Annotated in this window: 11 protein-coding genes and 1 pseudogene; 10 read left to right on the plus strand and 2 right to left on the minus strand. The window is 64.3% G+C overall.

From position 1 onward, the window contains the following. Nucleotides 1-58: 58 nt before the first annotated feature. A complete protein-coding gene (locus AB0J46_RS11405; protein WP_364329649.1) occupies nt 59-313 on the minus strand; it encodes a hypothetical protein in 255 nt (84 codons plus the stop codon). 394 nt (nt 314-707) lie between these two features. On the opposite strand from AB0J46_RS11405, the gene AB0J46_RS11410 reads away from it, so the two are divergent. The 6 genes and pseudogenes from AB0J46_RS11410 to AB0J46_RS11435 all read left to right on the plus strand — a co-directional run. Next, the gene (locus tag AB0J46_RS11410) at nt 708-1,637 is read left to right on the plus strand and encodes a hypothetical protein (protein ID WP_364329652.1); all 930 of its coding nucleotides are present in this window, start codon (nt 708-710) and stop codon (nt 1,635-1,637) included. Nucleotides 1,638-1,655: 18 nt separating this feature from the next. Then, nucleotides 1,656-2,588: an inositol monophosphatase family protein gene (locus AB0J46_RS11415; RefSeq protein WP_364329654.1), complete on the plus strand. Its 933-nt coding sequence runs from the start codon at nt 1,656-1,658 to the stop codon at nt 2,586-2,588. 289 nt (nt 2,589-2,877) lie between these two features. Beyond that, nucleotides 2,878-4,323 (plus strand): restriction endonuclease, encoded by a 1,446-nt coding sequence (locus AB0J46_RS11420; RefSeq protein WP_364329657.1) that lies wholly within the window; start codon nt 2,878-2,880, stop codon nt 4,321-4,323. A gap of 467 nt (nt 4,324-4,790) precedes the next feature. Further along, nucleotides 4,791-5,831 carry a magnesium and cobalt transport protein CorA gene (locus AB0J46_RS11425; RefSeq protein WP_364329660.1) on the plus strand — a complete coding sequence of 347 codons (1,041 nt, stop codon included), beginning with the start codon at nt 4,791-4,793 and terminating at the stop codon, nt 5,829-5,831. After that, nucleotides 5,828-5,959, plus strand: coding sequence for a hypothetical protein (locus AB0J46_RS11430; RefSeq protein WP_364329663.1), 132 nt, complete (start codon nt 5,828-5,830; stop codon nt 5,957-5,959). The genes AB0J46_RS11425 and AB0J46_RS11430 overlap by 4 nt, the downstream gene beginning before the upstream one ends. 215 nt (nt 5,960-6,174) lie before the next feature. After that, a pseudogene (locus AB0J46_RS11435) lies at nt 6,175-6,378 on the plus strand (DUF4118 domain-containing protein); the annotation flags it as partial. 512 nt (nt 6,379-6,890) lie between these two features. Here the strand turns inward: AB0J46_RS11435 and AB0J46_RS11440 are convergent. Further along, on the minus strand, nt 6,891-7,124 hold the full coding sequence (locus AB0J46_RS11440; protein ID WP_364330937.1) for a helix-turn-helix domain-containing protein: 234 nt from the start codon (nt 7,122-7,124) through the stop codon (nt 6,891-6,893). A gap of 34 nt (nt 7,125-7,158) precedes the next feature. On the opposite strand from AB0J46_RS11440, the gene AB0J46_RS11445 reads away from it, so the two are divergent. The 4 genes from AB0J46_RS11445 to AB0J46_RS11460 are packed head-to-tail and all read left to right on the plus strand — an operon-like array spanning nt 7,159 to nt 9,006. Next, nucleotides 7,159-7,296, plus strand: a complete 138-nt coding sequence (locus AB0J46_RS11445; RefSeq protein WP_364329666.1) for a hypothetical protein — start codon at nt 7,159-7,161, stop codon at nt 7,294-7,296. Between the two features lie 22 nt (nt 7,297-7,318). Beyond that, nucleotides 7,319-7,621 carry a hypothetical protein gene (locus AB0J46_RS11450; protein ID WP_364329669.1) on the plus strand — a complete coding sequence of 101 codons (303 nt, stop codon included), beginning with the start codon at nt 7,319-7,321 and terminating at the stop codon, nt 7,619-7,621. Nucleotides 7,622-7,677: 56 nt separating this feature from the next. After that, nucleotides 7,678-7,806, plus strand: a complete 129-nt coding sequence (locus AB0J46_RS11455; RefSeq protein WP_364329672.1) for a hypothetical protein — start codon at nt 7,678-7,680, stop codon at nt 7,804-7,806. A 33-nt stretch (nt 7,807-7,839) separates the two neighbouring features. Beyond that, nucleotides 7,840-9,006 carry a serine/threonine-protein kinase gene (locus tag AB0J46_RS11460; RefSeq protein WP_364329675.1) on the plus strand — a complete coding sequence of 389 codons (1,167 nt, stop codon included), beginning with the start codon at nt 7,840-7,842 and terminating at the stop codon, nt 9,004-9,006. Nucleotides 9,007-9,116 lie beyond the last annotated feature (110 nt).

Here is a 9,116-nt window from a genome sequence, read left to right on the forward strand (position 1 = left end):
GAACGCCTTCGCCATCACCTTCGAAGGCCGCCTGACCTTGACCACCCGATAGAACAAATCAAGATCGAATCACACCGTTCACTGGACAGACCCCTGCCGGGTCGTGGATCTCGATGAGCAGGTTCTCACCATCCAGCCTGGGGCGGAGCGTGTCGGTCCGGATGTGGTGCAGGAGATCAAGCCAGTACCTGGGGCCCATCGTCGCAATGTCCTCAGGGTCGATCAGATCGCACATTTGGACCGTGGTCGACCGGGCTACTCTGCGAACGGCGAGGCGGTTGGGGTTCGAGGCTTCTCTGTCATGCTTTGTCATTGCGGATCTCCGGAGCGGTTGCTTGCCGACGACAATGACGGTAGCCAGCGGTGCGAATCCCTTACACCTCGGAGTAAGTCTGCAATCGCCCTGGTCTCTGGGCGGCCCTCACCTGCCCATTTCCGGTAGCGCAAGCCATTGCCCATGCGGATGGGTAATCTGATGGCGCTTCCGGGAGGAGGGAAGTCAAATGTCGAGACAGGGCCAGGATTCGAGCCCACAGGCACGAGGCCGCAGATTGGCACGAATCGGGAATGAGTTGTGGCTGGAGTCGAGATCGGTCAAAAAGGCAGCAACGGAACTAATGCGGCGCTATCCGCTCATTTGCAGCCTTCAGGCACACCGGTATGCCTGCGGTCTTTCCCAGGATCAGGCCGCTGTACGGTACAACCAGATGACCGGCCACCAGACCAGCCTGGGCGGTACATCCATCAACGCATGGGAAACCTGGGCCCGAGAACGCAGCAGGTCCGGATCGGCTCCCAGCTTCACCAGCCTGCTGATCCTCGCCGCCGCCTACGGAGGCGGCCCCACCGGGGTGGCCGAGGAGGACATCTCTCCCAGTGATCTGGTCGCCGAAGCGTACGAGCGGTTGGCAGTGGAAGACCAACTCGCCCTGAAAAGGTACGCCACCACCCAGTCCACTCCCCCACCACCGGCCACAGCGCCGGCAACAGCAGGGACAGGCAGCACAACCGCCAGAACGACACCGGCCGAATCCAACGCCATAGGCCAGGACTTCATCATCGCGGCCCCTACCGTCGAATTCGGCACTCCCGACAGGCTTGTCTACTCCCTGCCCAACCCTGCCCCCGGCCAGCTCCTCAACCTCACCTGGGCGTCCTTCGGCTACGGCATCGAGCGCCTCATCCACCAGATCAAAAACCTCGGGCGCCGTACCGATGTAGACGCCTGTTTCGGGATCAACGAGGCCGGCCTGGTCATGGCTACCTTCCTCGCCTCCGCCCAATTCGGACGCTGCCCCATCGGCTACCTCAAATGCAACAAGAGCCGCGAATTCATCAGCCTCGACACAGCCTCCATCTTCCCGGAGTTGCCAGACGCTCCAGAGATCGTGTTGTGCGACTTTGAGGTCAAACATGCCGATGTGGTCGGATTCATCTCACGCGAGATCCGGGACCGCTATCCCGGCGCGCAGATCTATTTCGCGGTGTTCGGAGCCATGACCAAGGGGAAGCTCGAAGTCAGCGATTTCGACGATCTGACCGGCGCGGGCATCATGCGAGCGGCAAGCTTCAAGGCGGTGTTCATCGCCGCGACGATGAGCCCACCAGGAATCGAACCGCCGCTGGAGCTGCGCTAACAGTACGGAGGTCCCGTCGTGACAACCTCTCCCGCCCTCCCCGGCCTCGCCCAGAGTCTCGCCGAACTGGTCGCTCAGGTGATCGGAGAGATCCGGCCACGCCTGATCCAGGCCGCGCTCTCGGGTGAACGATCAGAGGCCACCAACCTGCGCCACTCCGACAACTTCCTGTCCGCCCACGATCTGTGGATGCATGAGCGCTACCGAGAGCTTCTGAGCCCGATCCTTCCCTCGTACATCTATGCCTCGGAAGAGGCCGACCCTCAAGTCATCGGAGCCGACCCAGAGCCGGATCTGTGCGTCCTGGTCGATCCCCTTGACACCAGCGAGCTGGCCGTTCGCGCCCTCTACGGCTACACGCACGTGATGGTGTACTCCCGCAGCCTTGCCCGGCCCATCGCCGCGGTGGTGGGCGACATCTTCCACCATCTCCAGATGTATCTCGCGGCCCGCGACGAGGACGGCAACGACCAGGCGTTCGTCTACACACAAGACGGCAAGGCACACGAGCTGAAGGTGCGCCGCTTCGCAGAACTGCGCGAGGCCCTGATCACGAACTACCTGATGAAGCCTGCCGAACGACTCCAGCCGCTCGGACGCCAGACCCGCCTGCTCGACGCGCTCAACCAGCCTTCGGCGGACGGCGCCGTTCGCGGCCGCGTCGGAGTCGACTTCGGGTCCATCAGCCTGTGCCACGTCGCGGCGGGCCTCACCGACGCCACCATTGAGTTCGCCAAAGGTTTCGCCGTCTGGGATTTGGCCCCCGGGCACTACATCCTCGATGCTGCGGGCGGCGTAGTTCTCGACCTCGAAGGCGATCCCAGACCCTTGGACTACCAGTTCGGAAGCATCGCCGATATCAACAAGGCCATGGACACACGACAGAAGTTCGTGGCCGCTTCCAGCCTGGCCCTCGCCCGGGACATCGTTGCCGCCATCTACGCCACCTAGCCTGGCAAGATGCGCTCCCGCTGGCGCTCGAACGCACCCTTCGCCTGGAGTCGGGTGAGACGGGCCTAACTTCTTTCCGCACCTGCTCGGTGTCCCCGAGGTTCGGTCTCTGACTGGCGGGCCTCCGATAATCACCCCCAGGAGTCCAGATCCTCGCCATGATGTCACTGTGCCTTCTCTTGGCTGCGGTCGGTGTCGAAGGACTTGGAGGCATGGCTTTGTTCTTGTTCAAACTCACCAGCTGAGCCCATCGAGGCCTCGGCGCACGGCCCAGTAAGGATGGACTGCTATGGGATGGGAGTCGCTGCTTCCGACGGAGTTCCAGCGGCTACGGTCCAGTCCGAACGCGCACCAACGTGGGCAGCAACTGGAAGAACTTCTGGAGCGACTATTCCAGCAGGCACACTTTCGCGTCCACCGCAACGCTGGCATCGCCCGTCCGCGGCAGACGGACCTGGTAGCCAGCTACGGGGATCGGTGGTACCTGATCGAGGCCAAGTGGGAAAACACCCCTGCCGGCGTGGACGTCTTCGACGCAGTGCGATCTCGGCTGGAGCGGGCAGCCTCGGCCGCCGTCATCGGCGTGATCGTCAGCGTGTCAGGCTTCACCGCCACCGTCCGTGAGCAGGTTACCCAATACCGAGGCAGGGAGCCTGTCCTTCTGCTTGGCGAAGAAGAGCTGATGCAGGTGCTGCAAGCGCCGGAGACGTTGGCCCATCTTCTGTGGACCAAATGGGAGACCCTAGTCACCCACGGTCGCGTCCACCTGCCTGTGGGAAACCGGCATCGTCGTCGGCGCCGGCCGTCCACTGACTTGTCAGCTTCCGACCTCACGCTACTCAGCACGGACCTGACCCCGCTGCCATACGTCACGTCGGGAGGCGGCTACGCCGAACTCGTTTTCGTTCAAGACCTACCCGACGTGGACTGGGTGCCTGCGGACGGCAGCGGCGTCAGTTTAGACCTGCCTGTCAGGGCCCTCGACGAGAACGGCCTCGCCGACCTTCTGCACGCGTTCGACTCCTTGGGCTGGATGACCTCCAGGCCAAATTGGAGTATCCAGCAGGCCACCTTGAACTGGCACGGCGTAGGCGCCCGCGAATTCCTTAACGCACTCCGCGCGTGGAGAGAGCGCTGCGAAGGCCTACAACACGCCCACCATACAGAACAGGTGACGTACTTCGACGTCTGCCAAGGCGGAGGCTTCTACACCCTGGCCGCTGATATCGCCAATCATGCTTCCCGCATGGTTAGCCACTGCAACGTGTCCTTCCAACTCCCGGGAATACCTGTAGACAATCAGCCACTCCGGCACTTGTTCGAGCAGTTCGATGCCATCGCCACCGGCTACTACCGCCCCCTTACCGCCCGGGCCGTCATCCGGCGCCGCGCAGAGAACAACGTGCCGCTGAAGCCAACCGGCTACCTCGTGTCCGCGGACCCGTTTCCGGGTGATCCGCCCGAGTACGCCTCTCGTCGCGACGAGTCGCCGGAATGCCCACATACACCGAGCAAGTGGGTCACCGCCATCGTGGCTGAGAACCCCTTCCGGAAGGACAGCAATGTGTCCGCCCCGCGGGACTGGCCGCGTTCGCTCGAAGACACCGAGTTGATCGTGTGCTCCCTGCGCTCTCATCATCCGCTGAGCAAGATCCCCGACGCGTACCACCTGGACTCCTGGGAGCACGCCCGAACCACCGACATTCGGGCCTTCAGAGCCGTCGCCGACTGGTAGGCATCGCTTTCACCGAAGTTAGGGATCGCAAGCCCAAGCACCGATTCTTAGCGTGCCACCGAAACGTCTCGCAGCGTGTGCCGTGGCGGGGTCTGAGGACGGCTCAGACCTTCTCCACCCGTCCGGTATGAAGCTCTGAATGAAGGCACCGCATCCCGCCAGACCGGCCCCCTCGCCGACGGCATCGGCGAGGGGCCCGTCACCGAGTACGCGGACGACCGGTGTTATCACGGGTGCGGCCGGAGTACGCCAGAAACACACCGCGGGCTGGCAACTGATCGCTAGGGTGGCGCGGTCTTCGGAGCGAGATGGGGGCCCTGCGGCCCACCCGGTTACGCGAGCTGGGGCTGACGCCCTGAGCGGCTGCGCCGTGCTCCGTTGAAAGAAGAAGGGAAGCGGCACAGTAGGCCGGTGGAATTCCGAAGACCGGAGGCGGTCGATTGTCCGGGTACGCGACAATACGGCCTGTGATTGTGGACCAGGCGATCTACTGCAACGGTGTACGTGAGACGATCACCGGCGACATCAGCGACGCGTTCGGTGCCGCGCGGGCCCGGGGCGACTGCTTCTTGTGGATCGGGTTGCACGAGCCGACGCAGGAGGAGTTCGACCTGATCACCAGCGAGGTGCAGCTGCATCCGCTGGCGGTCGAGGACGCCATCCACGCTCATCAGCGGGCCAAGCTGGAGCGCTACGACGACACGCTGTTCGTGGTGCTCAAGCCGCTGCTGTACGACAAGGACCGCTCCGATGTCGAGGTCGGCGAGATCAATCTGTTCCTGGGCAAGGATTTCATGATCAGTGTCCGGCACGGGCAGGCGGCCCCGCTGGCCTCGGTGCGCCGCCGGCTGGAAGCCGATCCCGAGCTGCTGGCCTCCGGGCCCGCCGGCGTGCTGTACGCGATCTGCGATGAGGTCGTCGACGACTACGGCCGCATCAGCCACGAGATCGAGAGCGACCTGATCGCACTGGAGCACCAGGTGTTCAGCGGTGGGCGCACCGGCGTCGCCGCAGATGTCACTGCCGACGTCACCGCCGACGTCACCGCCGACGTCACCGAGGACATCTACCGGCTCAAGCGGGAGGTGCTGGAGTTCCGCACCGCCCAGGATCCGCTGGTGCCGGTGCTGGAGGAGATCGTCAAGGGCCGGGTGGAGCTGTGCTCGGCCAACCGGGAGCGCTTTCGCGACGTGCTGGATCATCTGCTGCGGGTAGACGCTCAGGTGGATGAGCGTAACGAGCTGCTGACCAGCGTGCTGAGCGCGCACCTCGCCTTGGTGGGGCGGGAGCAGAGCCAGGCGGCGATGCAGCAGAACGCCGACATGCGCAAGATCTCCTCGTGGGCGGCCCTCATCGCGGTGCCCACGATGATCGCCGGGATCTACGGCATGAACTTCGACTACATGCCCGAGCTGCACTGGCTGCTGGGCTACCCGTTGAGCCTGACCGTCATGGTCATCGCGGTGATCATCGTGCACCGGCTGCTACGCAGGAGCGGCTGGCTGTGAACCCCTTCGACAAACCGCGCCGCCGCTACTCCACGCCCAGGCTCTTGGTGGCCGCCGTCATCGCCTGGATCGTTCTGCTGACCGTGCTCATCCTGCACGACCCGACCGGTGCCGGCCCCTTGCCATGAGATCGCATGCCATGAGATCGCGGTTGCGCGCCCCCGCCGTCGATCGTTGAGGTGACCTCTATCGTGGCGATCAGGCTCGCCCGATTCCCTCGGATCGGCCCCGGGTAGGAGGTTGACCTGGGGAGATGCTCTAAGGGGGTGGAGGAGTGCGCCGATTTCCGAGCAGGGATCTCATCGCGTCGGTGGCCGCGCTAGTGGCGCCGCTGATCGTCGCGGTGGTACTGCTGCCATGGCGTGACAGCCTGCCGAACACGAGTGTGGCCCTTGTCCTGGTCGTGGTCGTTGTCGGCGTGGCAGCGGTCGGCAATCGTCTGGCGGGGGCGGTGGCGGCATTGTCGGCGGCGGTGTGGTTCGACTTCTTCTTCACCCGGCCCTACCAGGAGTTCGCCATCGCCAAGGCGGCAGACGTCCAGACCGCGATTCTGCTGCTCGTCGTGGGCGTGGCGGTCTCCCAGCTGGCCGCCTACGCCCGCCGCATGCGGGTGGTCACCATCACCAGCGCCGACCACCTCAAGCACATCTACGAGACCGCCGAACTCGCCCAGACCTCCGCGGGAGCTCACGCGGTGGTCGAGCACGTCCGCGACCAGCTCGTCGAGATCCTCGGCCTGCGGAGCTGCCGCTTCGAGTACGGCAGCCTGATCGGCCACCCGCCACAACTCCGCCAGGACGGCACGGTGGTGTCCGGCCGCAGACGCTGGGACGTCGAGCGGCTGGGACTGCCCACCCCGGAGGTCGAACTGCGCGTCATCGGCAACGGCCGCTACTACGGGCGGTATATGCTCAGCTCCACTCCGGGGAACATCCCGCCACTCCAGGCCGGGCCTCGTCGCTGTCACCTTGGCCGATCAAGCCGGTTCAGCGCTGGACGCCTCCGCCAGCACTCTGGGCGATTGATCCGGGATCGACAACCTCGGATGCCCGCCAATCCTCAACACGCGCTGCCCGACTCATCGTTCTCCAGCGCCCCGTACAGCGTCGAGCGGCCAACGCCGAGCTCGCGGGCGATCTGGGTGACCGACTGGCCACGTCCGCGTCGGGCCCGCGTGGCGGCCAGTCGGTCACCGTGGCCGGGCGGCCGCCGACCCGGCCACCCAACCCGGCCGGCGGCGCGAACGGCGTCCAGGCCATCCATGGTGCGCTCGGAGATCTGGTCGCGTTCCATCTAGGCGGCCATTGACGCGACCAGGAACAGCATCTTGTCGGCCCTGGACTGCCTGGCCGGGCGGTGGATGCGCGGCCCCTTCCATGGCCGGAGAAATGAAGACCTGGGCGAGGAAACCTCGGCCCGCATCAGCGCCGAGCACGACCCCGTCGCCCGCCGGCACAAGGGCTGACGCCAGGCGTCTACGCCATGCGGTGCGTGGCGAAAAGCTCCGCCTCCGCCTCCACGAGGCACTTGATGCCTCCTTCACGGCCAGCGTCCACTACACCCTCTGGGCGCGGTGGCTCATCCATGCCGGCTGCCAGGAGACCAACGACTCCGAACCGTCCTACAGGTCGGCCCTGGCCCACTCCGACGAGGCGACGCGCCACAAGAAGGCCTTCGTCAAGATGTGGAACCCCATCGCTCGCGAATACGGCCTGAAGGCCCGCACAGCCGAACAAGATTTAGAGCACGCGTTCGGATACGTCTGCATGGCAAGCATTAAACCGGACTAATAGGAACGTAACTCCAGATGCTATGCCATGTAACGCTGAGCAACGAGATGTGCGATGTGAATGATGTCGCACCACTCAACGTAAGCGGCATGTTCATGGCCGATGGCTCCCAGCTGAGAAAAGGCGCTGAAGTCTATGAACTACTTATCAAAGCCATTAAGCTTGCCGGGTTGCCCGCACCATGATCACGCAGGCATAGGAGGAGCGCGGAGTCGCGAATGACGGGGATACCTGAGCGGATCGGTCGATACACCGTCGCCAAGGAACTGGGCTCGGGCGGCATGGGAGAGGTCTACCTCGCATACACCCCCGGCGGCGATCCGGTGGCAGTGAAACTCATCCGGAGCGACAAGCTCGATCCCCACACGAGGGCTCGCTTCGAGAAGGAAGCCTTGATCGCACGTACCGTGATCGGCACGAACAGAGTGGCGCGCTTCCTGGACGCCGAACCGTTCGCCGAAAGGCCGTGGCTGGCCATGGAATACGTAGCCGGTCGCACGCTCCTGGCCTGCGTGAACCAGGACGGTGTCCTCCCCTCGCCGCTGGTGGCCAGTCTTGGCGTGCTGCTCACCGAGGGACTGGCCGCAGTGCATGCCGCCGAGCTGCTGCATCGGGACCTCAAACCCCAGAACATCATCATGGGCAAAGAGGGCCCCATGATCATTGACTTCGGCCTCAGTGCCTTCATGGACGCCGCACACGAGTCCCTGTCGCACAGCGGCATGATTATCGGAACCGTGCGCTGCATGCCGCCGGAGCAGGCGGGCGGCAACCCGAAGGTAACGGCCGCAGCGGATGTGTACGCGCTCGGCACTGTCCTACTGTACGCGGCAACCTGCCACTATCCGTATGACGGCACGGCTTGGGAAGCCATCGCCATGCAGGTGACGAATCCCGACATCCGGCCCAACCTGGACGATGTGCCGGAGGATCTCAAACCGTTGATTTCCTCCATGCTGGCCCATGCCCCGGAGCATCGACCTCCGCTTACCAGCGTGGCCACCGAATGCCAGGCGTTGCTGAAGGCAGCCGGATTGAGACCAGCCGATGCACGGCTCGCCCTCATCGCGCGCACGACAGCCGGCGAAGTGCCCGACGCGGCGCGAGAGCCGTTGTCCCCATCTTTCGAGAAACTCCTGGATAACCCGGGCAAGACCTTAGGATCCGGCCCCGACTCGCCCCTCGATGGTCTTCGCCTAGTCACTGAGGCTGACGAGCCGGATGCGGTGAACGTGGCGCAAAGCGAACAGACGCCTAAGACAACGGAGCCGTCCGTCTCCAAGAGAGCGAACGGGAGACCCGGCTCAACAAATAAGCGTCTACCAGCATCAAAGCGGGTGGCGAGTGAATTGCGGGCGGAGTACGCCGTGGATGCCGCACTATGACGGCCGTCGACAGTCCCAAATAGGGCATTTGACAGACAAAGTGCATTAAACGGGCTTGGAGCGGTCCGTGCGCCAGGTGACATCGGACGGCGTGTCGTGACCCTGTGAGT

The organism is Nonomuraea sp. NPDC049758, assembly GCF_040674635.1.
In the GTDB taxonomy this organism is placed as follows: Bacteria; Actinomycetota; Actinomycetes; order Streptosporangiales; family Streptosporangiaceae; genus Nonomuraea.